Genomic DNA, 24166 nt, shown 5'->3' with positions numbered 1-24166 from the left:
GATTATTTCATTCAAAAAAGGTACAGTTGAGTTAAATTTAACCGGTACAGTTGAAAAAAGCCGGGGATAAAATGTTTTCATAGCTTACAACAGTATCTAAAGACATCACGGAACATGATACTGCAGCGGATATTATGTTCTCGCTGATCACGCGGGTTTCTTCCATGATAAATAGAAATCGATTTCTAAACTTTTTGTGAACTTCTATACAGCAAGGCTTTCAGCTTAAAGTTGATTAAGGAGTTAAATTCTTTTTCCCCTTTGGGGGTTAAAAATTTTCTGCTGTGTATACGTAAATCTTTATTTTCTGTGCATTTTATGATTTTTAATTCTCGCTGATCATACAGATTGAGCAGATTTTTTTCTGAACTCATCTTAAATCTTAATGTTCCAAACAAAATATAGTCAGGATTTTACTGCTTGTTTGCAGGCTGCTAAAAAGTTGCGGAAGATCAGCTTCACCGGTTATTTTATACATTTGTACAGCAAAGTTTAGCAGAGAAGAAAGATGAAGTCCTATAAATATGAAGTTTTCACCGCCGTGATCGAAGAGCAGATCAGAAATAAAATTCTTGGTAAAGGAGATAAGCTTCCTTCAGTCCGGGAAATTAAAAACAGGTATCATCTGAGCACCAGTTCCGTTCAGAGCGGTTTTGAATACCTTATAATCAAAGGACTGGCAGAGAGCAGGCCGCGTTCCGGATATTTCGTTGCCGGCACTGCTTTTCATGCTAAAACCAATCTGGCTCCGGTTGTAAGAGATCCCGGATTTGCTAAAAATATCATGCTGACCTCATCCCGGAACCGCAGCCCCGAATCCGGTTCTTTTAATACCGCAGCTCCCGGAGATCTTTTGATTCCACAGAAGCTGATTTTGAAAACAATGCAGCAAGTCATCCGTGAAAAAGGAGCGTCACTGCTCCGGTATTATCCTTCAGCCGGGCTTCCTGAGCTGAAGAAACAGATTTCTGTCCGCTCAGGGCTGAATCCTGACGAAATAATTATTACAGACGGAGCATTGCAGGCGCTTACGGTTGCTTTAAGCACGGTAACGGTTCCCGGGGATATTGTTGCTGTTGAAAGTCCGTGTGTTTTTTCAGTTTTGGAAGTTCTGGTCAGTCTCAGTCTTAAAATTATTGAAGTTCCGGTTCATCATGACAGCGGTTTGGATACAGACTATCTGGAAAGGATCTGTAAAGAAAATAAGATTGGTGCGGTGGTGGCTACCCCTAATTTTCACAATCCCACAGGAACCCTGATGAGCGATGATGCCAGGAAAAAACTGTTGGAGATCTCATCAGAATACCGGATTCCCGTTATTGAGAATGATATTTACGGCGATCTTTATTTTGGAGAAGAAAGGCCCGGGTGCATCAAAAGCTTTGATCGTTCAGGATTAGTGATGACCGTTTCCTCATTTTCCAAGACGCTGGCTCCGGGAATCCGTCTGGGGTGGCTCTGTGCCGGAAATTTTTATTCCCAGGCAGAACGTTCAAAGTTTGTTCTGGGAAGATCCGTTTCCCCGGTTTACCAGGAACTGGTGACAAAACTGCTTCAGAACGGAAGCTACGAAAGACATCTGAGGTCATTCAGAAAGAAACTTCAGCAGCAGGCAACTGAATTATTATCCGTATTGTACCGGTGTTTCCCTGAAGGTTCTTATTTCTATGTTCCACAGGGAGGTTACAGCATTTGGGGAAGATTACCGGAAAAAACAGATCCCGGGATCTTTTTTGAATACTGTGAAGAAAACGGAATCCTGTTTGTTCCCGGCAGCACATTTTCCCTGTCCAATGAATACAGACATTATTTCCGGATCGTTTTTGCAGACCGCATGACCCATGAAAGTCTTGTTTTGCTGGAAAAAGCAGGCCGGAAAGCAACAGAGCTGCTTCCCGGATGATTGCAGTTAACGTAAAATATATTTAGATTCTGCATTCTTATCCGCCTGGATCTGCGGGATTTGGTCTGTTACTTTAAACTGCAGGCCGTTGATCCATTTTTCATTGACCAGGTCTATATCTGTTCCGCCGAGAATATGTTTCTGGAAAAAATAAGAAATGTCTTTGTCCAGGTATTTCTGAGCAAGATCAAGGAAAAGCTCATCCGTAAATTTTACTTTTTTCTCTGTACAGGTTTTCAGCAATTCCAGCATCAGGTCATCCAGCGATTTTTTATAATTGCTTTTGATCAGGATCTGATTATCCAGCCAGAATGCAAAGATAGCTCCCCGTTTGTACGGAACTTTTTCTATATCGCGGCTTTTCCAGAAATCGTCCCTGATTGTGTAATTGGCGATATTTCGCTGTGGGTTTTGCCAGTGATTCTTAATGACCTCATCATTGAAAAGTTTTATCCATTCATCCAATGAAATATCTTTGATTCTCAGTCTGTTTTTATAGGTGTAATAATCTGTAAATCCTTCGCTGAACCAATAATTAAGCTCTTCGTGCTTGTTTTTGATCGTGGTTCCTATCCAGTCGTGCATCATCTCATGGTGAAGAAGATAAAGATAACTGTTTCTGTTATTGAACGGGTTATTGGTTCCCTGGATCATAAATGCGTTCTTTATCGCTGAACCTGTGGTGCTGTATCCTTTAAACGTACTGTCTTTTGTGGAAACGGTAGGGCTCATAATAACGGTAAAATAATCTTTATCGTAATCTTTCCAGAAATCACGCTGAGACTGTACCGACTTTTTTAAGTTGGAAAGCAGGAAATCATCTGAAAATCCGTTGTTCCATTCATCACGGATTGCAAAATACACCGGTTTACCATGAACCTTAAAATCATAGATCCGGTAATCACCTCCTACAAAAAGTGAATTGTAGAAGCCTTCCCATAATACCGTTCTGATCTTTTGTTTACGGGACTGGCTGGCAAAAGTATTGTGAAGTTTAAAGTCGGGAGGAAATCCAATCCATTCAACAGAGAAATCCAGCTCTTTGTCATCAGGCATTTCTGTGAAAGATTTTGGGACCATGAACAGGTTTCTACCCAGAGCATGAAAAAAATGACTGCTGATTCTCGGACGGTTGAAAATGCGATGATTAGGATCTGCAAAATCCTGTCTGATCCGGTATGTAAAACTCACCTTTTTACCATTTTTATGATGAACCCTGATTTCATCTTTTTCCGGCCGGGTTTCAAAACGGATTCCCGGATTATCTTCCCGGCTCAGAATAAGGCATTTAAAAAGATCTTTTTCTCCCCAGTTTTCATTGCTGTAATAGAAATCCGAAACTTCGGAAGAGTTTTTCCCGGTATAATCTACCTGTATTTTCAGGCCATCCTGTCCTGCATTTTTGTCGTAGTATACTTTATAGCTGATCTTATTTTGAGCATTAGTCAATAGCGGTAAAATAATGATGAATAAGAGTAATCTTCTAATCATTGGTTCATTGTTTTTTCAAATTTAATTAAAACCCTTAAAAAGTAAGTTGTCTTTTGATAATTCCGTCAGGAAATATTTTATTATTTTCTTCGGCTGGTTTTCATTTTTCCACAGGTTTCATCGATGATACCGATCTTTTTACGTACTGCATATTATTTGATCTGAAATGTATGCTGCTTATTGATAGCGAAAATCAACCGTAAAAATCTGCTCAATCCGCCAGATCTAAAAACCATAAATCTGTATAATTTGTGGATGCTTTTATGAAAACGCAAAGTTTCAGCTTCTTTGTGCATATTTCAGGGGGCAAAGTACAGAATCAACTCCGTTGATCCGATGAAGCGATGGTTTAGCCTTCGGCTATTCTAATGTTTAAAAATACTTATCACCTTGCTGAAAATCTTTGATTTTCTTGCGCCTTAAAAACAGCATAATGTTAAAAAATCTTGCGTCCTTGCGATTCTCCAACCAAAAAAACTGCTCAATTTGCTGAATCTGCGAGAATTTAAAACCATTAAAACTTACCGGAAGTCTTTGGTTCAGGATACCTCAATATTACATTCTAATATTGGCTGAATCTCTTGCTTCCTTGTGTTTTTCCCGTATTTGGAACGGGCAAAAAGGAAAATTTCGGTAAAAACATGAGATTTTGGTGAATTTACCTCAATTTTTTTTACCTGCAGTTAGGCTGGAATCACCATAAAACCTATATTTGCACCCTAAATTTTAAAAATAATGAAAGAACTAATTGAAAAAATCAACGCAGAATTTGAAGCGTTCGCAACAGAAGCTAACCAACAGGCAGAAAAAGGAAACAAAGCTGCAGGTACAAGAGCTCGTAAATCAGCTTTAGAACTTAGCAAACTGTTCAAAGAATTCAGAAAAGTTTCTGTAGAAGAAGCTAAAAAATAGTTCAGTTCCGGCCGGCTCATCGAGCCGGTTTTTTTATATCCTGATTTCCGGGGAAACGATCATTTCAAAATGTTAAAATCTCCCAGTTTCCGGTATTTTTTATTAAAATTATACTCCAGAAGTTAAATACTATTAAATTGTATTAAACCGCTCTTTTTTTCTTGTTTCTGCGTATATATTTGCGATATTGATTTTGAATTAATAAACTGATAACCCAATGAAACATTCTTACTTTTTATTAGTCCTCTTTTTCGGACTTTTTTCTGCCCAAAAACTGAAAGTTGTGGATTCTGAAACAGGAAGTCCTGTTTCCAATGCAAGGATTTTGCTCAGCCATCAGATTGTATATACCAATGAAGACGGATTTGCTCCCGTTAATCCGGACGCGGCGAATTTTGAAATTTCAGCCTCGGGTTTTCAGAAGGAAAAGGTCAGGGCTTTTAGTCCTGTAATCCGATTGAAACCTGTTTATAAGGATATCGGGGAGATAAAGATTGTGGATGTGGATATTAAAAAACTATTTCAGGATGTCAGCAAAAATTACCAGAAACGTTACTATAATGAACCTTCACTCTATGATGTGGTGTATAAAGAAAAAAAATCAGATAATGATAAACTTTATTTTTTAGTGATTGCAGAAGCCAAGTTATGGAGCAAAAGCAATCATTACAATTACAGGGACGGAATCCGCCGGAATTATGATGAAATTCTTCAGATGCAGCTGAATAATGTAAAATATATGAGGAATATGAAATCTGACAGTATCTTTGTTGCCGGTACAAATGAATTTTCCCACGAATATATGGGCAATTATTTCTTCAGTTTTGAACTGAACCGTACATTGGCTCATATCAAAAGCAAGGGTTCAAAGTATTCAGGAAGACTGATCTTTGAAGAAGGAGACGAACAGCTGATTTCCTTTAAAATACAGTCAGGGGCCGGGATTGAGATAAAAGGGGAATTTAAATATAATGGAACAGACCAAACGATTACCTATTTTGAGATCCATTACTATCAGACTCAGTACCCGGTGATGAAAAGGAAGACTGCGGATGGAAGAGAGTATGATTATCAGCTTGGAGATGCTTCGCTTACCTTTGATTTTTATAAAAAAGACGGAATGTATGTGCCTGCCCTTTGTAAGCTGGACGGGGAGAAATATGTGGCAGCGTATAATGGTAAAAGGCACGAACGTAAATTCAGCAGGGAAATTATTTATAATACCTTCACAAAGTCTGATGATCAGGGACTTGCCGCTAAAGTGGATTTCGGTAAAAGTATCTGGGAAAATATTCCTGTGAAAGAAGAAAAGGACGGAACGATTCTTCTGTCTGAAGAGGAGCAGGCTTTTATTAACGGAAAGTAAGTTCTTACTTGATTAAAATAATGACTGTCAGGTTGGGCGGTCTTTTTTTTCTCCCGCAGATCGCACGGATTCCGCAGTTATTTCTTATGAATACAGTTGATTTAATGGTAAAGAGCTTCTTTTTTATATAAATCGGTTCATATAGGCTTTTTGCTTTCATTATCTCCTTAAATTCCTTTATCTTTAAGCAATCAATAAAGGTTATGAAGATAAATAGATTTTTTGCAGTGCCGGCAGTTGTGCTGGCAGCCCAGTTCTCGTGGGCCCAGATCAAGGTAGATTCGAAAGAAAGACTTAATCCCGTAGTAAAAAGTTTTGTAGATGAAGTAAACAACAATTCACAGCTGGAAAACCTGGCTTATGAACTGCTGGATGGCATCGGCCCGCGTCTTGTGGGAACTCCCGAAATGCTGGCCGCTAATGAATGGTCGGCAGAAAAGCTCCGTTCATGGGGTATAGAGGCTAGCCTTCAGCAGTTCGGAACATGGAAGGGGTGGCAAAGGGGGACTACCCATGTAGATATGGTGTATCCGCGTATCAAATCCCTGTCTGCAACACAGCTGGCATGGAGCCCGTCGACTAAAAAACCGGTGGAAGGGGAAGTGGTTATTCTTCCAAAAGCGGCTTCGAAAGCAGAGTTTGATCAGTGGCTCCCCTCTGTGAAAGGAAAAATAGTACTGATTGCCCAGTATCAGAAAATTGGCCGTTCAGATGAGCAGATCAAAGAATTTGCCACTCCGGAGCTGTATGAAAAGCTTAAAGCAGAAAGAGAACAGGCCGCCAAAGACTTCAGTGCATATGTGAAGAATATCGGTTACGATAATAATACCCTTCCGGAAGCCCTGGAAAAAGCAGGTGCGGCAGGAATTGCGATTTCGAACTGGACGGGAATCATGGGGGCTAACAGAATTTTCGGAGCTAAAACAGCAAAAATCCCGATGATTGATATTGATGTGGAAGATTACGGAATGCTGTACAGAATGGCTGAAAAAGGCGCAAAACCTAAAATTAAAATCGATGCCCAGTCTAAAATACTTCCTGATGCCAAAAACTTCAACACGATCGGGATGATTAAAGGAAAAGAAAAGCCGGATGAATATGTGATCCTTTCCGCTCATCTTGATTCATGGGACGGAGCACAGGGAGCGACAGACAACGGGACGGGAACCATTACCATGCTTGAAGCAATGAGACTTCTGAAAAAGTACTATCCGAACAACAAGAGAACAATCGTTATCGGACTTTGGGGCAGTGAAGAACAGGGGCTGAACGGTTCCAGAGGTTTTGTGGCAGATAATCCCCAGATTGTCAAAGGAGTTCAGGCTGCTTTCAATCAGGATAACGGGACGGGACGGGTAGTCAACATCAGCGGACAGGGATTTGTAAAAGCTTATGACTATATCGGAAGATGGCTTGACGGGGTTCCGAAGTCCGTGAGAGGACATATTAAAACCGACTTTCCGGGAATGCCTGGTGGGGGAGGTTCTGATCATGCTTCATTTGTGGCGGCAGGAGTACCGGGAATTTCTTTAGGTTCTCTGAACTGGGGGTATTTCGGATATACATGGCATACGACAAAAGATACGTATGATAAGATCGTTTTTGATGAAGTGAAAAATAATGTAGTCCTTACCGCAGCATTGGCTTATATGGCTTCTGAAGATCCTGAGTTTGCCAGCAGGGAGAAAAGAGTAATGCCACAGGATGATAAGGGAGAGACAATGAAATGGCCGGAAGCAAAAGAACCTAGAAGAGATTCTAAGGATTTTAAATAGTAAGAAATCTGGAGGGCCTATAAAAGCATCCGCCAGTGAAATAATAAATACAAAGACTGTTTCTGTTTAAGAGACAGTCTTTTTTGTTGGTATTGTACACATTTTTATTTTTTTGCATATATGAAATTGCAATAAAAATACAAATGAATGCAAAATAATGTAAGGGTGATATTTCTAAATTTAAGAGTCATTTTTTGACATTAAAAAACACCAGTTACATATATGAAAAAGAATATTTCTAATAAGGACGGTCCTGTTCCGGGGCCGGGTCCTGCCCATCTGTATTTTGTAAAATCCGGCGAAACACTGGAAAGTATTTCCTGGGATCTGAACATTCAAAACCCCGGCTATCTCCGTAAGTATCACAATGCGCGGTGCAGTTCTCTGGACCTGATTCCTGAAGACGGAAGGTTGAGGTTTCTTCAGAAGCTGTATGTTCCCATTCCGGATGAAATCGCCGGTATCAACAGAAAGATCAGGGAGCGCGGGGAAAGTTTGTGCTATTTGCTGCCTCATGGAAAGATTCCTTTCAATATCAGATCAGTTAATGGTGATTATTCAGTAATGCATGCTGAAAGTGAAGACGGTATCCGGAAATATGAATATGCCTATCTCATTCATTTCAATTACATCAGAGAAGATGAAGAAAAACATTATATCCGTTTTTCAATGAGCAGCTTCAGGAAAAATGGGACGGAGCCGGAAGAGAAGATCAATGGTCTGGCTTCAGATCTTGTGAATATTATCTATCCGGTAACACTGACGGCGGACAGAACCGGAAATTTTATAGCAGCAAAGCCGGATAAAGAGATTAAAGAGATCATAGCTCGGATTGAAGGGCTAAAAAAATACCATACAGGTCCTTATGCAGCTTTACATACTGATCAGATGAAAAGCAAGGTGAAGAATCCTGAAATGATATATGATCACCTGAAAAAACTGATGTGCATACAATTTCTTTTCGGACATTTTTATCAGGCAGACTATCAGTCAACAGATACTGCTGCTCCATACCTGGAGGAATTTTCATGGCTGGCTCCGGCATCTCCCGTCAGAATGAAAATGACTCATCAGACTTTACCACAGAGGGATGCCCGTTATATGGAAATTCTGCAGAAAGGTAGATCTGCGGATTACCGGACCATTCAGGAATTATATGCTTCGCACGGAGCGTATGACGAACAGATCAAACCTCACGGAAAATCTTTACAGGGAGAGCATACAGCAAAATATACGCTGGATTTTCATGATTTCTCGATCCGGAAAATAGATGCTGAATTTGAAATGCAGATAGCCGGTTATGAGAAAAAATTAACCTTCAGGCTGGAAAAATTAACAGAATAGCCTGGAAATCATTAAATAAATCAACACAGATGTTATGTCAGAAAACAGATCAGCCCATGAGGGCAAGCATTTCGTTATTCAGAAAGGGAAGGCTCAATGTGATCAGGGCAGTCAGTTTCCCCGGTTTAAAGTAACCTCTCATCGGAAGCATTACTGGAACAGTCAGGAAGTATTACCGGATTATCTTGCGGTGACGGAAGATGATGTTCAGTTCAACCCTCCGGGACCCAGTTTTGGAACCTGCAGGCTGAAGCCTTCTCCGGGCGGTTATTTGCCCTGTACATTCGCTCCTGCAGGAAAATGGCAGAAAACGTATGAGAGCACAAAAGTGATGGGGAAAAGCTGTCTTTCCGAAATTGCTGAACTGATGTGCAGTACAGGCGGAAAGATTACAGTGAAAGATCACGGGCAGACTTCCGTGATGAACAGACAGAATATCACTCTGGCCGATTCCAGGGATTATCATATGATTAATCCTTTTATGGATTTGAGGGAGACTCAGGAAGAATTGGACGAACAGGATCAGATTTATGAATAATTATCTTTAAAACCGACAGCCATGACAAAATTAACGATTACAGGAAATACCCGGCCTGTTGTTGGAAATACAGAGGTTTATTCACTTTTGGTGCTGGATCATGCAATGACCTCCGGTCCATTTTCTGTTCCTCAGCCGGAAATACGGTGGAATATTTATGTACAGGACAGAAAGGGCTGGAGAATAGCCAATGGAAATGGAAAAGAGGGAGAGCGGGTTACTTACAAGTTTACGAATAAAAGTCTCAGGTATAAAGCATTAAAAATTGAAGCGGTCCGGGGAAAGGACAGAGGCGAGCTGTATATAAAACCAGGAGAAGCAGAAGAGCCTAAAATACTCAGTGTGGAACTGCTGGACATTAATTCTGCAAAACTCTCCAGGGGAAAACCGCTGCATTATACGGATACCATTGTCGCTAAAGCCTATTGCGTAGGAATGCTCGGATATAAAGTGTGTTTTACATTGTGGGAAGATGATGCTGTGGGAAAAGGGCATGATCCGGTTATTAACAGAATGAACAGAATCAACCTGGTTCCTCTGGTTGCGGAGGTGGATGATGAAGGAGTTGCCAGAGGGGTTTTCAGACTTCCGGTGTATACTATGGCAGCCCGGATCGCCAATATGGGAATTGCAGAGGGAGACAGGGATGAAGGCAGAACCCATGAATACTACGTGACTGCGGAAGTGATATCAAAGCATATCAGCAAAACAAGTCCCAACGTGAATGTAGTCAACCCTGCCTATATTCCTCCATCAGGTGAAAAGCCTGGGAGAAAAGAGAATACTCCTTCAACCGGAAACCTTCCGGCAATACCGGGAAAGCATGGTGCAAAATACAATAGACCGAAACCTGAAGACCAAACGGCCAAGTTTCCGCAGACTTCTGCTGCAAAAAATCAGGCTGACCCTGATGGCAAAATTCTGAATGCGGAATTTACAGACTCCACAGGAAAACCTCTGAAGAATGCACTTACAGGAAATGTGGTCTCCATCAGAATAACCTCCAGGAATATGAAAGGACAGAATGTAAAAGTAAGGATCTGGGAAGAAGACCTGTCCCGTTACAGCAATGACCTTCTGTACGAAAAATCTGTCATGCTGGCTTATCCTGCTACCAATTTTATCAATGGAATCTACCTGACAAAAGAGATGTATGCCCAAAGCAGTGATTGGGGCGAAGGAAAAGACCGTGAATATTTCATAGAAGTGGAACATCTCAACACTTCAGTTACTTCCAGGGTAATCCGGGTAAGCCCTGATGCGGAACCTGTGAAAGCAGAGGCAAATGATTCTGTTGCGGTTATTAAAGAAAATAAAAGAGACCTGAAAAATTGTGGTGGTACATACTGTATTGATAAAAACTCCCCACCAGGCGAACTGATCAGAGAAATCAATATACGGTTGGCCGGTTTCGGAGGAAACGTACCCACTGATCAATTTACGGACAGGACTGAAAAGATGATAAAACAGTTTCAAAGGGATTATATGAAAGTTCCTGAAACAGGAAGGGTTTGTGGGAATGTTCTGAAGGCAATTGATGAATTTCAACAAAAATATATTATAGATTTTGATGATGTAAAATGTTCTTGTGGAAAATGTAAGGGATTTGGGAACGATAAATTTCCGGAACAAAAACAAAATTCAAAAATTGCAGAACTTAAAAGAAAATACGAGTATCCGGGAATTCACAGGAGCTTAATTTGGGCATTAAGAGCTGCAATGTTTTATACAACGGTTATTGAAAAAAACATGAAATATTCTGTTAAATGTATTTTTTCGGGATATAGATGCTGGGTAGATAATGATATTCATAATAGGAGTTCCACGAATCATATGGGTAAAGCTTTGGATCTGCATTTTAACAAAAATGGAAAACGAACACAGATACTTAAAGAAGTAGAAGAAATAAGACAGAAAATATTTGTTAAATATTTAGGAAATCAAGTTAGATGGAACGAAACCAATAAATTTTCATTAGAACCGGGAGTGGCAGCTTACAAAGGAGAGTTTATAGCAAGCACCTGGATTCATTATGATGTGAGGCAATTTGAATTAAAATATTTAGCAGACCAATATTTAGCAAAGAATATAAATCAAGTTAATGGGGAGAGCATTATCACTGTGGCAAGCAAGATATATCCCAATATATGTAGCTGTATGGGAGAAGGAGAGGTAAAGCAAAATTCATTCTTCAGCAGTTGTGCCTAAAAAACAGAATAATGGTTTTACAATTAAAGATGCCGAAGCTGCATTAAAAATTATAAATGCTCGCTACGGAAAAGAAATGGCGCAAACAATAGAAATGATTTATAGATGGGAAACAGGACATTTTAAATCCGGACAATATGTAAACTGTGGTTCTCCTGGAATGGAGGCGTTTGGAGAGGCTTCCAGCTATGGGTGGAACAGCGAAATTTATACTGAATATCCTGAATATATTCCTGTTGGGTTATGGGAAAGATACGAAAATAAAGGCAAAAGCGGGCAGGGAGGTAACAAACAAATTACAGACAGAGCTAAGAAATATATTATGTTTCCATCCGTAGAAGCAGGAATGTCTTATATCGCAGAGTTTATTTTAAGGTATAACGGAAATGTAGGAAGGTGGCACTCCAAAGATCTTACAATTCAAAAAAATTATATTAAAGATATTAATACAACGATACCTAAAATTTCTAACAATTTTTAAAATGATAAGTAAAAAAACATTTACTATTTTATTGCTGATATTGTTAAACAATATTTTAAGCTGTAAACAAAATTCTGATAAAAGGTTGTCTGATATTCCTGAAAAGGAAAAAGGAGCCATAAACACACACAAATTGACATGTCAGGAAATAGTTGAAAAAATAGTAAAATCAAGTGATTTGAATCTTAAGGATTACAAAAATTATTTTATTGATATAGATAAAATCGAGAGTGATAGTATTTCAATTCATGTTTATTTTGAAAATAACCTTTCTGATGATCCTGAACAAAAGCAAATTGTTGAAAGTACAATTGCCTGGTTGCTGCTGATTCCCAGTGAGCAGATTTTGTATAATGTAACCGTAGATCCAGAGAAACCGGTAGCCTTAAAATTTGATAAACACCTATTGGCTCAGAATGATATTTTTCGGGCATGTGAAATATCAGAAAAAAAATTTCCTCTAAAAGGTGATATAAATGATAAAGCAGCCATTTTACCTTTTAATTTTGAAGATTTTTATGCGGTTTGTGTTTATCCTTCTGATGAAAAAAAATGTAGTGAAAATTATCCCAAATATGATTATAATGAAAAAAGTGAATTATTTAAAATTATTGGAAGTGAATTTTATTTTTCAGAATATATTTATTTGCCGGCAATAAATGATTTTAAACCAGTTATATTGTGCGATAATACATCAGATATTGAGAATTACTATTTAATTGTTATTAAGGATGGAAAAATAATATCTAATTTATTAATAGGAAAAATGGATGGTGAGGGTATTCAGGATTTTAACATATTGAAAAATTATAACATTACACTATATAAAAGGAAAAATAGAAAAGATGCCAGAAAAGAAACGGGAAAATACAAAATATCAAATGATGGAACTATTATAAAACTATGAGTTACTAATTGACCGTTTTTATAGGTAATTATTTCAATCCTTAACTGAAGCTGTATGCAATCAAACTCAGCAATGATGCAAAAGGTTGTGTATATTAAAGGTCTAATACCGTAATATCATTACAAAAAACAAAAGATTTTGGAAGCATGCCTTTTGATGGAACCAGGTATCTTTGGAAATGCCCCTATATTGATGAAAGCTTTACAAAAGGGAAAAAGAATACGTATGTTTTGAAAAAGAACAGCAGCCGATAAGATTAATAAAATTCAGATCATTAAATATAATTTTTTAAATCCGGAAATACAGAAACAGAAAAAACGTTTTCCTGAGTATCCAGCTTTCCGAAACCATATTCACAGAAGATGAAATCCAGGTTATTGGATTTTGCTGAACTGTAATCTGTCTGTGTATCGCCGATATACACCGCATTTTCTGTATTTATCCCGTTTCTTTCCATGATGAGCTGTATATTCTCTGCTTTCGGTTTTCCCGTACGTCCGTGAGATTCAAAATCGGTAAACAGGCTGCCGAACCGGTAGAAATCCAGGAAGGCTTCAATATATCCGTCCTGACAGTTGCTCACAATGAAAAGGTTGTGGGTTTCAGACAGGCTTTTTAACGTATCTTCAACTCCTTCATAAAGAATTCCGCCCCGGGTACGCAATACTTTGCTTTCCTGTTCCGAAATTTCGGCAAGAATCGTTTTCACGTCCTGCCCGGTAATTCCCGGTGCGATTTCTCTGACGATGTCGTCTGTCAGCAATCCCATATACTGATCCATATCCTCCGGCTTCAGCTCTTTTTCAATAAGCCGGTGCCGCGTGAGAACCGTATTCCATATATTAATAATAGAAGCCCTGGAATCCCACAGCGTTCCGTCTAAATCGAAAATTAAATTTTTATATTTCAAAATATGGTATTTATATTTTAAGTTCTAATCATAAACTTGTCTGCGGCACATTAAAAGCATAAAATATGTCTTTTAAAACTCATTTTAAAATTAACCGCAAACCGAAGGTCCTGCATAGTCAAAAGACCAAAATTTTTATTTAAAATACTTTAGAGAGTATCATAACCTCTGTACAAACAGCTTTGTGCCTTATCATAATGAATGCGATAGAAACTACAAAATCATGCTTAGTTGAACTCTTTTTCTCGCCTCATCCACTTCCGTCACTTTTACCCTTACGTGCTGGTGAAGTTTTACTACTTCATTCACATCAGATACAAAACCGTCTTTCAGCTGGGAAATGTGTACCAGACCGCTTTCTTTGATACCTAAATCCACAAAGCATCCGAAAGCTGTAATATTATTCACGATTCCCGGAAGGATCATGCCTGTTTTTAAATCTTTAATGCTCTTGACGTTCGGGTCGAATTCAAAAACTTTAGCCGCTTTTCTTGGATCCAGCCCCGGTTTTTCAAGCTCTTTCAGAATGTCTTTGATCCCTAAAATTCCTATTTCTTCCGTGATATAGGCTTCCGGTTTTACCAAAGCTATTTTTTCTTTATTGGCGATCAGTTCATGGGTTTTAATGCCGAGATCTTTAGCCATTTTTTCCACGATCCCATAGGCTTCAGGATGTACGGCAGAATTGTCAAGCGGATTCTTAGCATTAGAAATTCTCACGAAGGCTGCAGCCTGCTGAAAAGCTTTCTCTCCCAGTCTCGGTACTTTTTTCAGTTGTTTTCTGTCTTCAAAAGCACCGTTTTCAGCCCGGTAATTCACAATGTTTTCGGCCATTTTCTCTCCGATCCCGGAAACATAACTTAATAACGATTTACTGGCCGTATTCAAATTGATCCCTACGGAATTTACACATTTCATTACCGTGGAATCCAGTTCATTTTTAAGCTGAGTCTGGTCTACATCATGCTGATACTGCCCGACACCAATAGATTTAGGGTCAATTTTCACTAATTCGGCCAACGGATCGGAAAGCCTTCTTCCGATTGAAACCGCACCACGAACCGTCACATCATAGGTAGGAAACTCATCCCTTGCAATTTTACTGGCAGAATAAACAGAGGCTCCCGCTTCCGAAACCACAAAAACCTGCAATGGTTTATCAAAAGCAATCTTTTTAATAAAGAACTCGGTCTCACGGCTTGCTGTCCCGTTTCCGATAGAGATCGCTTCGATATGATAAGCACTGACCATTGATCGGATCTTTTTCATAGCCATTCCGCTTTCATTCTGAGGAGCGTGAGGGTAGAGGGTCTCATTGTGGAGAAGATCTCCTTTCTCATCAAGACATACCACTTTACAGCCACTTCTGTATCCCGGATCTATGGCCAGAATTCTCTTTTCTCCCAAAGGCGGGGCCAACAGCAATTGACTTAAATTTTCAGAAAAGATCTCAATTGCTTTCTGATCCGCTTTTTCCTTAGCTTCCTGCAGGGCTTCATTGGAAATGGCAGGTTCTAAAAGTCTTTTATAACTGTCTTTTATCGCCAATGCGATCTGCTCAGAACTCTCATTATCCGATTTAATAATGGCTTTTTCTATGAAATCAATTGCTTCTTCTTTGTCAATTCCTACATTCGTTTTTACGAAACCTTCCGCCTCAGCTCTCAGCATAGCCAAAAGCCTGTGGGAAGGAGTTCTCCCAAGATTTTCTTCCCATTCAAAATACTGAGAAAATTTCTGTGCATCTTCTTCATCCTTTTTAGCCTTTACAACCTTTGAAGTTACCATAGCTTTACGCTGGAATATCCGGCGGAGGTTTTTGCGGACATACATATTTTCATTGATCCATTCCGCCATAATGTCTCTCGCTCCCTGAAGAGCTTCTTCCTCAGAGGCAACCTCATTGTTCAGGTATTTTGAAGCCAGAAACAGAAGGTCATTATTCTTCTGACTCATGATGATTTTGGCTAAAGGTTCCAGTCCTTTTTCTTTGGCAGCATCCGCTTTGGTTTTCTTACGTTTTTTGAAAGGCAGGTAAAGGTCTTCCAGTTCCTGAAGATCAAAACTGTCTTCAATTCTCTGTCTGAGCTCGGGAGTTAAAGCACCCTGTTCTTCTATGGATTTTAAAATAGATTCCTTTCTCTTTACAATCTCTTCAAACTGTCTGCTGATTTTTGCAATCTGCTCAATCTGAGTTTCATCCAGATTCCCGGTCTTATCCTTCCGGTAACGGGAAATAAAAGGAATCGTACAGTCTTCTGCTAATAATTGTAAAGTATTGCTGATGCTCTTCTCAGAAATATTGAGCTGCTTCTGTATAAATGCTACGGTCGTCATTGTTCTGTTTTCGGATGGCTAAAATAGGGTTTTGGAATGAGAAAATCCAGTCCAACCCAACCCATAAAGCAAAAAAAATCCCCCGTATTGGAAGACGAGGGGGCTTAAATGTTTTCACAACGGAATAATCCTTATTGTGAATTGCTTTCAAAATTTATAAGTCAAAGATAATAAAATACATTTAATACCGCAATGCGGAAACCCGTAATTCAAATTATTTTTTTCTTCCTATTTTTATGTAATTATGAAAAACTAGATCATTATGACTAAAAATATACTTGGATTGGATTTGGGGACAAATTCTATTGGCTGGGCTTTGGTTCAACAGGACTTTGAAAATAAAAAAGGAGAAATTCTTGGGATGGGAAGCCGGATTATCCCGATGTCTCAAGACGTTTTGGGAGATTTTGGAAAAGGTAATTCTGTTTCTCAAACAGCTGAGCGGACGGGATACAGAGGTGCCAGAAGATTAAGAGAACGGTTTTTATTACGAAGAGAAAGGCTTCACCGTGTGCTTAATATCTTAAACTTTTTGCCGGAGCATTATGCTTCTCAAATTGATTTCGAGAAAAGATTCGGGAAGTTTAAAGAGGAAACAGAACCGAAACTGGTCTATAATAATGGTGGATTTATTTTCAAGAACTCTTTTGAGGAAATGCTTACTGATTTTAAAAATCATCAACCTCAACTTTTAGAAACAGACAAAAAGATTCCATACGACTGGACGATTTATTATTTGCGTAAAAAAGCACTTTCTCAAAAAATTGAAAAAGAAGAATTGGCTTGGATTCTTTTGAACTTTAATCAGAAACGTGGATACTATCAATTGCGTGGTGAAGATTTTGAAGAAGAGAAAGATAAAGTGTTTGTCAGACTGAAAGTAGACAGAGTTATTGATTCTGGAGAAAATGTTAAAGGAAGGATTCTTTATGATGTATATTTTGAAAATGGATGGAAATATGAAAAACAGATTGTAAAAACTGAAGATTGGGTAGGACGTACAAAAGAGTTCATTGTTACAGAATCTATTCTAAAAAATGGTGATACAAAGAGAACCTTTAAAACTGTGGATTCTGAAAAAGATTGGATTGCAATAAAAACAAAGACTGAACAGGAAATCGACAAATCCCACAAAACTGTTGGAGCATACATTTATGAAACACTTCTTCAAAACCCGAAACAGAAGATCAAAGGAAAGCTGGTTCGTACTATTGAAAGAAAATTTTACAAAGAAGAGCTCAAACAGATTTTAGAAAAACAGAAAGAATTTCATGCGGAATTGCAGAGTGATGATTTGTACAGTGATTGCGTGCGTGAACTGTACCGGAATAATGAAGCCCATCAACTGACTTTAAGTAAAAAAGAATTTGTACATCTCTTTATGGATGATATTATTTTTTACCAAAGGACTTTGAGAAGTCAAAAGTCATCTATTTCCAATTGTACTCTGGAGTTCAGAAAGTACAAAGATGAAAATGGAGTAGAGCATAAACAATTTTTAAAAACCATACCAAAATCTAATCCGTATTACCAGGAGTTTCGTATCTGGCAGTGGATTTTTAATCTGAATATTTATAAAAAAGATGATGACTCAAACGTTACAAAAGGATTTTTAAGCACAACCGAAGATTTTGAAAATCTATTTGAGTTCTTGAATAATAGAAAAGAAATCGAACAGAAACCGCTGCTTAAATTTCTGTTGGAACAAAAAGAATTTAAAGGAAAATTACTAAATGCTGAAGTTGAAAAGTTTCGCTGGAACTATGTAGAAGATAAAAAATATCCTTGCAATGAAACTAAGGTGATGATTTTGACCAGGCTGGAAAAGGTTGAAAACTATCAGCCTGATTTTCTTACAAAAGAAATGGAACAAAAGATCTGGCATATTATTTTTTCCGTGAATGATAAAGCAGAATATGAAAAAGCATTAAAATCCTTTGCGAAAAAAAATAATCTGGATGAAAGTTCATTTTTTGAAGCATTCAGAAAGTTTCCACCATTCAAAAGTGAGTATGGCTCATTTTCTGAAAAAGCTATTAAGAAACTTTTACCATTGATGCGTGTGGGGAAATATTGGAAATGGAAAAATATTGATATGAAAACTCAGGATAGAATTAAAAAAATCATTACCGGTGAATTTGATGAAAATATAAAAGATAGAGTTCGGGAAAAAGCTTTACATCTCATACAGGAAGATCACTTTGAGGCTTTACCATTATGGTTAGCTCAATATGTCGTTTATAGTCGCCATTCAGAAGCTTCGGCTGCTGGTAAATGGAATTCTGCAGATGATCTGGAAGAGTTTTTAAAAGAATTTAAACAGCATTCACTGAGAAATCCAATTGTAGAGCAAGTTGTAACGGAAACATTACGTGTGGTGAAAGATATTTGGACACAGTATGGAAATGGTAGAAAAGATTTTTTTAATGAAATTCATATTGAACTTGGGAGGGAAATGAAACTTCCGGCAGTAGAAAGAGAGAAGATGACACGTAAAATCTCAGAGAACGAAAATACCAATCTCCGTATCAAAGCCTTATTGGCTGAAATGATGAATGATAACGAAGTGGAAAATGTTCGTCCTTATTCTCCAATGCAACAGGAAATTTTAAAGATTTATGAAGATGGAATTTTAAAATCAGATATAGAAATTGACGAAGATATTCTAAAAATCAGTAAAACAGCTCAGCCTTCTTCATCCGATTTAAGGAGGTACAAACTTTGGCTGGAGCAAAAATATAAATCACCTTATACAGGACAGATTATTCCATTAAATAAGTTATTTACACCGGAATATGAAATTGAACATATCATTCCACAAAGCAGATATTTCGATGACAGTTTTAACAATAAAATCATTTGTGAATCAGCAGTTAATAAATTGAAAGATAATTATATTGGTTTAGGATTTATTAAACAGTTTGGAGGAACGATTGTTGAATGTGGCTTAGGGAAAAGTGTAAGGGTTTTTGAAACCGGAGAATATGAAGATTTTGTAAAAAAACATTATGCCAATAACAGGGCGAAAAGAAGTAAGCTTCTTTTAGAAGAGATTCCTGAAAAAATGATTGAACGTCAACTGAATGACACCCGGTATATCAGTAAATATATTTCTGGAATTCTGTCTAATGTTGTTCGTGCAGAAGATGGAACTGATGAAGGTATAAACTCTAAAAATATTGTTCCCGGAAACGGAAAAATTACAACGGAACTGAAACGGGACTGGGGATTGAATGATGTATGGAATGAATTGATACTTTCCCGTTTTGAAAGAATGAATCAGCTGACCAATTCAAACGATTTCACAGTGTGGAATGAGAAGCATCAGAAATTTTTGCCAACAGTTCCGGTCGAATTTTCAAAAGGGTTTTCCAAGAAAAGAATAGATCATCGTCACCATGCTATGGATGCCTTGGTTATTGCCTGTGCTACAAAAGATCATATCAATCTTCTTAATAATCAATCGGCAAAATCTGATATAAAAAGATATGACTTAAAAAGAAAATTGATGAAGGTTGAAAAAGTCGTTTACAGCCATCCGCAAACCGGTGAAAAAGTCGAAAAAGAAGTTTCTAAACAGTTTTTGAAACCATGGGATAATTTCACTGTTGATGCTAAAAGCAAATTAGAGATGATTATTGTCAGTTTTAAACAAAACTTGCGGGTAATTAATAAGGCTACTAATAATTACGAAAAATGGGTTGAAAAAGATGGGATTACAACAAAAGAATTAGTAAGGCAGGAGGGAACAAACTGGGCGGTCCGAAAACCTATGCATAAAGAGACTGTTTCAGGAAAAGTTGATTTACCCCGGATAAAAGTTCCGAAAGGAAAAATATTAACAGCAACCAGAAAAAGTCTTGATACTTCTTTTGATCTGAGGACAATAGAAAGTGTTACAGATACAGGTGTTCAGAAAATTCTGAAAAATTATCTTGAATACAAAGACAATAATCCCGAATTAGCATTTTCGCCTGAAGGAATTGAAGATATGAATAAAAATATCGAAAAATTTAACGATGGAAAAGCTCATCAGCCTATCAGTAAAGTCAGAATTTTCGAATTGGGAAGTAAATTTCCTGTTGGACAAACAGGCAATAAAAAAGATAAATATGTAGAAGCGGCTAAAGGTACAAACCTGTTTTTTGCTGTGTATGAAAATAAGAAAGGGAAAAGAAGTTATGAAACAATTGCATTGAATGAGGTAATTGAAAGACAAAAGCAGGGATTATTGTCTTGTCCCGAAACTAATGAAAAAGGGGAGAAATTGTTATTTCATTTGTCACCAAATGATTTGATCTATTTAGCTCAAGAAGGAGAAAGGGATAATATAATTGACTTTGAACAGTTTAGTAAAGAGCAAATTAATAATTTATATAGAATTGTAAGTTTTACAGGTAGTCGTCTTTATGTTATTCCTTTGTGTGTTGCAATAGCTATAGTAAACAAAATAGAGTACAGTCAGCTCAACAAAATTGAACTTACCAAAGAAAAAGAATTAATTTCTAAGCTCCGATTTGATAGATTGGGAAATATTATAATTTTTACTCCAAATGATGTCAGAAAAATTTTTTACAGTTAATAATATTGGTTCTGAGAATATAAAGTATTCACTTGATACAAATATTTTAGTTTATGCATATGAAAAATCAGATTATAATATTTCAGAAATAGCAATTAATTTAATCCGACCGGAAGCATCAATTTCCAATTATGTTTTTCAAGAATTTTTATTTAAGTTGACAAAAAAAGGAATTTTAAAAAAAGATATTTCTAAAATGGGAATTGCTTTATTAAGCATATTGAATTTAAATAGAGTTGATAAAGACACCTATCGATATGCTTATTACTTAATGGTTAAACATAATTTTCAATTAGGGGATTCTATTATTTTAGCTGATGCAATTTTAAATGATTGTAATGTTTTATATTCCCAAGACGATATGGGGCATCATGGATTAATTGATAAAAAATTAAGAATTATAAATCCCTTCAAATGATTATTTATGATAACCCGCTCTATTTATATTGGAAGTTCTGCAAATTTAAAGCTCAAAGACGGACAAATGAAAATCCTTTGTCCTGAAACAAAATCAGAGAAAGGAAGTGTTCCTGTTGAGGATTTGGGTTTATTAATGTTGGATCATTTTCAGATTACACTTTCACATCAGCTGATTCAGAAAATGATGGCAAATAATGTAGTGGTGGTTAGTTGTGATGCTCAGCATTTACCGCATGGGATTATGCTACCTCTTTACGGACATACCGAGCATTCTGATAGAGTTAAAGACCAATTAGAAGCAAGTGAACCACTGAAAAAGCAACTTTGGAAACAGACTGTTGAATGTAAAATTGAAAATCAGAAAGAAGTTTTAAAACGCTTAGGAAATTATTATGAACCTATGGTTGATTACGAGAATAATGTGAAAAGCGGTGATATTACGAATATGGAAGGCATTGCAGCGCAACATTACTGGAAATACCTCATCAGCCTGGATTTTCTGAGACAGCGTTTTGGTGATTCTCCCAATCAGTTTTTCAATTTTGGGTATTCGGTTCTCAGAAGTATTGTCGCAAGATCGATTGTAGAAACCGGATTGCTTCCCGTTCTCGGGATTTTTCATAAAAATAAATACAATCCTTATTGTCTGGCTGATGATCTGATGGAGCCGTACCGTCCTTTTATCGATTTATTGGTAGTGCAATGGCTTACAATCAATTCAGAAACTGAAGAATTAACTAAAGAATTTAAAGCTTTCATTTTACAGATTGCGACCAAAGACGTGAAAATAGATGATAAAACCAGACCATTGCTGGTGGCAGTAAAAACAACAGCTGCATCACTGTATAAATGTTATACGGGAGAAAAACGCCTGATCTCTTATCCTCAGCTGATATGAATGCCGAAAGGTTTAATGCTTACCGAATTATGTGGGTTTTAGTATTATATGATTTGCCGACAGAGACTAAAGCCAATATGAAAGATGCCAACCGCTTTCGTAAATCTTTACTTGACGATGGTTTTACATTGTTTCAGTTTTCAATGTATGTAAGGCATTGTCCCAGTCGTGAGAATGCAGAAGTACATATTAAAAGAGTTAAGTTTATGCTCCCCAAAGCAGGAAAAGTAGCTATTATGTGCATTACAGATAAGCAGTTTGGTGATATTGAGATCTTTTTTGCCAGAAATAAAGAAGAGCCGCCTCCAACCTTCCAACAGCTCGAATTATTCTAATTTTTAAATTCTAAATAAACAATAAATCCGTTGAATTTCAACGGATTAAATTTTGAGGCTGTGACTAATCACGAAGATAATAAATTTTGAAAGCAATTCACAACCGTGTGTATGCCTATTCGGGCGATCATGCCGCTGTGACTAATCACGAAGATAATAAATTTTGAAAGCAATTCACAACGCTCCGATATAGGCAATATGTTCCTTCAGAGCTGTGACTAATCACGAAGATAATAAATTTTGAAAGCAATTCACAACTGCGTTCTATGTGCCCTATCGTATCCTCTAGCTGTGACTAATCACGAAGATAATAAATTTTGAAAGCAATTCACAACAGTATGACGGAGAGATATATTCATCCTCTCGCTGTGACTAATCACGAAGATAATAAATTTTGAAAGCAATTCACAACTGGAGTATATTCACTATCGGCGGTATATTTGCTGTGACTAATCACGAAGATAATAAATTTTGAAAGCAATTCACAACGCACCGCTTCCCGGGCCGTTACTATTTTGGGCTGTGACTAATCACGAAGATAATAAATTTTGAAAGCAATTCACAACGTGCGCTTCGTCATTGAATAGCGCAAACGTGCTGTGACTAATCACGAAGATAATAAATTTTGAAAGCAATTCACAACTTTAGGCTGATCTTTAGACGCCGGTAGCGGGCTGTGACTAATCACGAAGATAATAAATTTTGAAAGCAATTCACAACTGGACGTGAGGAACTAAAGAGAATTAGATCGCTGTGACTAATCACGAAGATAATAAATTTTGAAAGCAATTCACAACCACGATCTTCGGCGGACAAACCTTCACCAAGCTGTGACTAATCACGAAGATAATAAATTTTGAAAGCAATTCACAACCGTCGCTATCTCTAGCGTTTCGTTAAATCGGCTGTGACTAATCACGAAGATAATAAATTTTGAAAGCAATTCACAACGTTTTACAAGCTGTCAGAATCAGAATTAGGGCTGTGACTAATCACGAAGATAATAAATTTTGAAAGCAATTCACAACAGTGCCATCGAATCGCCAAGCTCTAAAGAGGCTGTGACTAATCACGAAGATAATAAATTTTGAAAGCAATTCACAACCATGCTCTTAGCGATCTGACGCGAACACCAGCTGTGACTAATCACGAAGATAATAAATTTTGAAAGCAATTCACAACCGCTGATATGGACAGGCCTACGGAGTTCCAGCTGTGACTAATCACGAAGATAATAAATTTTGAAAGCAATTCACAACGCTATTATCATTCCTATTGCAAAGCCTACTGCTGTGACTAATCACGAAGATAATAAATTTTGAAAGCAATTCACAACGCTACTTCTTTTATCCCATCTGTTAGATAAGCTGTGACTAATCACGAAGATAATAAATTTTGAAAGCAATTCACAACCTATGTCGAAAATGAAGGAATAGATGACAAGCTGTGACTAATCACGAAGATAATAAATTTTGAAAGCAATTCACAACAACGCCACTGCACAACATATTGAGCAGTCAGCTGTGACTAATCACGAAGATAATAAATTTTGAAAGCAATTCACAACGATATACGCATTAACACGCTGCATACTTCTGCTGTGACTAATCACGAAGATAATAAATTTTGAAAGCAATTCACAACCTATTAATTAACTAATTTTATTTGTTGTGAGCTGTGACTAATCACGAAGATAATAAATTTTGAAAGCAATTCACAACTAAGAATAAGTTTAACGAAATTTTGGGAACGCTGTGAC

General features: G+C 37.4%; 16 protein-coding genes and 1 CRISPR repeat array (1 of these 17 only partly in view). Of the genes, 13 read left to right on the top strand and 3 right to left on the bottom strand.

Features of this window, described 5'->3' with window-relative positions:
* The first annotated feature begins 508 nt into the window (after nt 1-508).
* Nucleotides 509-1903 carry an aminotransferase-like domain-containing protein gene (locus AC106S_RS02460; RefSeq protein ID WP_482437545.1) on the top strand — a complete coding sequence of 465 codons (1395 nt, stop codon included), beginning with the start codon at nt 509-511 and terminating at the stop codon, nt 1901-1903.
* A gap of 6 nt (nt 1904-1909) precedes the next feature.
* Here AC106S_RS02460 and AC106S_RS02455 read toward each other — a convergent pair whose 3' ends face one another.
* Nucleotides 1910-3394: a M1 family aminopeptidase gene (locus tag AC106S_RS02455; RefSeq protein ID WP_482437544.1), complete on the bottom strand. Its 1485-nt coding sequence runs from the start codon at nt 3392-3394 to the stop codon at nt 1910-1912.
* Between the two features lie 735 nt (nt 3395-4129).
* On the opposite strand from AC106S_RS02455, the gene AC106S_RS02450 reads away from it, so the two are divergent.
* From AC106S_RS02450 to AC106S_RS02415, 8 genes are all read left to right on the top strand, one after another.
* Complete coding sequence (locus AC106S_RS02450; protein ID WP_040994607.1) at nt 4130-4306, top strand: histone H1; 177 nt, start codon at nt 4130-4132, stop codon at nt 4304-4306.
* A 217-nt stretch (nt 4307-4523) separates the two neighbouring features.
* On the top strand, nt 4524-5672 hold the full coding sequence (locus AC106S_RS02445; RefSeq protein WP_482437543.1) for a hypothetical protein: 1149 nt from the start codon (nt 4524-4526) through the stop codon (nt 5670-5672).
* Nucleotides 5673-5875: 203 nt separating this feature from the next.
* Nucleotides 5876-7447 (top strand): M20/M25/M40 family metallo-hydrolase, encoded by a 1572-nt coding sequence (locus tag AC106S_RS02440; protein ID WP_482437542.1) that lies wholly within the window; start codon nt 5876-5878, stop codon nt 7445-7447.
* 222 nt (nt 7448-7669) lie between these two features.
* Nucleotides 7670-8791 carry a hypothetical protein gene (locus tag AC106S_RS02435; RefSeq protein WP_482437541.1) on the top strand — a complete coding sequence of 374 codons (1122 nt, stop codon included), beginning with the start codon at nt 7670-7672 and terminating at the stop codon, nt 8789-8791.
* Between the two features lie 34 nt (nt 8792-8825).
* Nucleotides 8826-9329: a DUF4280 domain-containing protein gene (locus AC106S_RS02430; RefSeq protein ID WP_482437540.1), complete on the top strand. Its 504-nt coding sequence runs from the start codon at nt 8826-8828 to the stop codon at nt 9327-9329.
* Between the two features lie 21 nt (nt 9330-9350).
* Nucleotides 9351-11537, top strand: coding sequence for a peptidoglycan-binding domain-containing protein (locus AC106S_RS02425; RefSeq protein ID WP_482437539.1), 2187 nt, complete (start codon nt 9351-9353; stop codon nt 11535-11537).
* Entirely contained in the window at nt 11530-12018 is a 489-nt protein-coding gene (locus AC106S_RS02420) for a hypothetical protein (RefSeq protein ID WP_482437538.1), read from the top strand. Before AC106S_RS02425 ends, AC106S_RS02420 begins: the two co-directional genes overlap by 8 nt.
* 1 nt (nt 12019) lies before the next feature.
* Nucleotides 12020-12925, top strand: a complete 906-nt coding sequence (locus AC106S_RS02415; protein WP_482437537.1) for a hypothetical protein — start codon at nt 12020-12022, stop codon at nt 12923-12925.
* A 274-nt stretch (nt 12926-13199) separates the two neighbouring features.
* On the opposite strand, the gene AC106S_RS02410 is transcribed toward AC106S_RS02415, so the two are convergent.
* On the bottom strand, nt 13200-13835 hold the full coding sequence (locus AC106S_RS02410) for an HAD family hydrolase (protein ID WP_482437536.1): 636 nt from the start codon (nt 13833-13835) through the stop codon (nt 13200-13202).
* A gap of 213 nt (nt 13836-14048) precedes the next feature.
* Nucleotides 14049-16172: a Tex family protein gene (locus AC106S_RS02405; RefSeq protein WP_482437535.1), complete on the bottom strand. Its 2124-nt coding sequence runs from the start codon at nt 16170-16172 to the stop codon at nt 14049-14051.
* A 262-nt stretch (nt 16173-16434) separates the two neighbouring features.
* Here AC106S_RS02405 and cas9 point away from each other — a divergent pair, with 262 nt between their 5' ends.
* From cas9 to cas2, 4 genes are read left to right on the top strand one after another with little or no spacing between them, the layout of a single operon-like run.
* Nucleotides 16435-20754: a type II CRISPR RNA-guided endonuclease Cas9 gene (gene cas9, locus AC106S_RS02400; RefSeq protein WP_482437534.1), complete on the top strand. Its 4320-nt coding sequence runs from the start codon at nt 16435-16437 to the stop codon at nt 20752-20754.
* Entirely contained in the window at nt 20726-21172 is a 447-nt protein-coding gene (locus tag AC106S_RS02395) for a PIN domain-containing protein (RefSeq protein WP_482437533.1), read from the top strand. The genes cas9 and AC106S_RS02395 overlap by 29 nt, the downstream gene beginning before the upstream one ends.
* A 6-nt stretch (nt 21173-21178) precedes the next feature.
* On the top strand, nt 21179-22072 hold the full coding sequence (gene cas1 / locus AC106S_RS02390; protein ID WP_482437532.1) for a type II CRISPR-associated endonuclease Cas1: 894 nt from the start codon (nt 21179-21181) through the stop codon (nt 22070-22072).
* Complete coding sequence (cas2, locus tag AC106S_RS02385; protein WP_034678328.1) at nt 22069-22407, top strand: CRISPR-associated endonuclease Cas2; 339 nt, start codon at nt 22069-22071, stop codon at nt 22405-22407. Before cas1 ends, cas2 begins: the two co-directional genes overlap by 4 nt.
* Nucleotides 22408-22464: 57 nt before the next feature.
* Nucleotides 22465-24166: a CRISPR direct-repeat array (repeat unit 47 nt; unit sequence GCTGTGACTAATCACGAAGATAATAAATTTTGAAAGCAATTCACAAC); it runs 1117 nt beyond the window's last position.

This window comes from Chryseobacterium sp. FR054, assembly GCF_056844565.1.
Note: the sequence above shows the minus strand (reverse complement) of the source record. Positions and strands in the feature narration are given on the sequence as shown.

What these genes read in the sequence shown, in the direction of transcription:
- AC106S_RS02460 (WP_482437545.1), top strand. Translation starts at nt 509, where the DNA reads ATGAAGTCCTATAAATATGAAGTTTTCACCGCCGTGATCGAAGAGCAG.
- AC106S_RS02455 (WP_482437544.1), bottom strand. Translation starts at nt 3,394, where the DNA reads ATGATTAGAAGATTACTCTTATTCATCATTATTTTACCGCTATTGACT.
- AC106S_RS02450 (WP_040994607.1), top strand. Translation starts at nt 4,130, where the DNA reads ATGAAAGAACTAATTGAAAAAATCAACGCAGAATTTGAAGCGTTCGCA.
- AC106S_RS02445 (WP_482437543.1), top strand. Translation starts at nt 4,524, where the DNA reads ATGAAACATTCTTACTTTTTATTAGTCCTCTTTTTCGGACTTTTTTCT.
- AC106S_RS02440 (WP_482437542.1), top strand. Translation starts at nt 5,876, where the DNA reads ATGAAGATAAATAGATTTTTTGCAGTGCCGGCAGTTGTGCTGGCAGCC.
- AC106S_RS02435 (WP_482437541.1), top strand. Translation starts at nt 7,670, where the DNA reads ATGAAAAAGAATATTTCTAATAAGGACGGTCCTGTTCCGGGGCCGGGT.
- AC106S_RS02430 (WP_482437540.1), top strand. Translation starts at nt 8,826, where the DNA reads ATGTCAGAAAACAGATCAGCCCATGAGGGCAAGCATTTCGTTATTCAG.
- AC106S_RS02425 (WP_482437539.1), top strand. Translation starts at nt 9,351, where the DNA reads ATGACAAAATTAACGATTACAGGAAATACCCGGCCTGTTGTTGGAAAT.
- AC106S_RS02415 (WP_482437537.1), top strand. Translation starts at nt 12,020, where the DNA reads ATGATAAGTAAAAAAACATTTACTATTTTATTGCTGATATTGTTAAAC.
- AC106S_RS02405 (WP_482437535.1), bottom strand. Translation starts at nt 16,172, where the DNA reads ATGACGACCGTAGCATTTATACAGAAGCAGCTCAATATTTCTGAGAAG.
- cas9 (WP_482437534.1), top strand. Translation starts at nt 16,435, where the DNA reads ATGACTAAAAATATACTTGGATTGGATTTGGGGACAAATTCTATTGGC.
- AC106S_RS02395 (WP_482437533.1), top strand. Translation starts at nt 20,726, where the DNA reads ATGATGTCAGAAAAATTTTTTACAGTTAATAATATTGGTTCTGAGAAT.
- cas1 (WP_482437532.1), top strand. Translation starts at nt 21,179, where the DNA reads ATGATAACCCGCTCTATTTATATTGGAAGTTCTGCAAATTTAAAGCTC.
- cas2 (WP_034678328.1), top strand. Translation starts at nt 22,069, where the DNA reads ATGAATGCCGAAAGGTTTAATGCTTACCGAATTATGTGGGTTTTAGTA.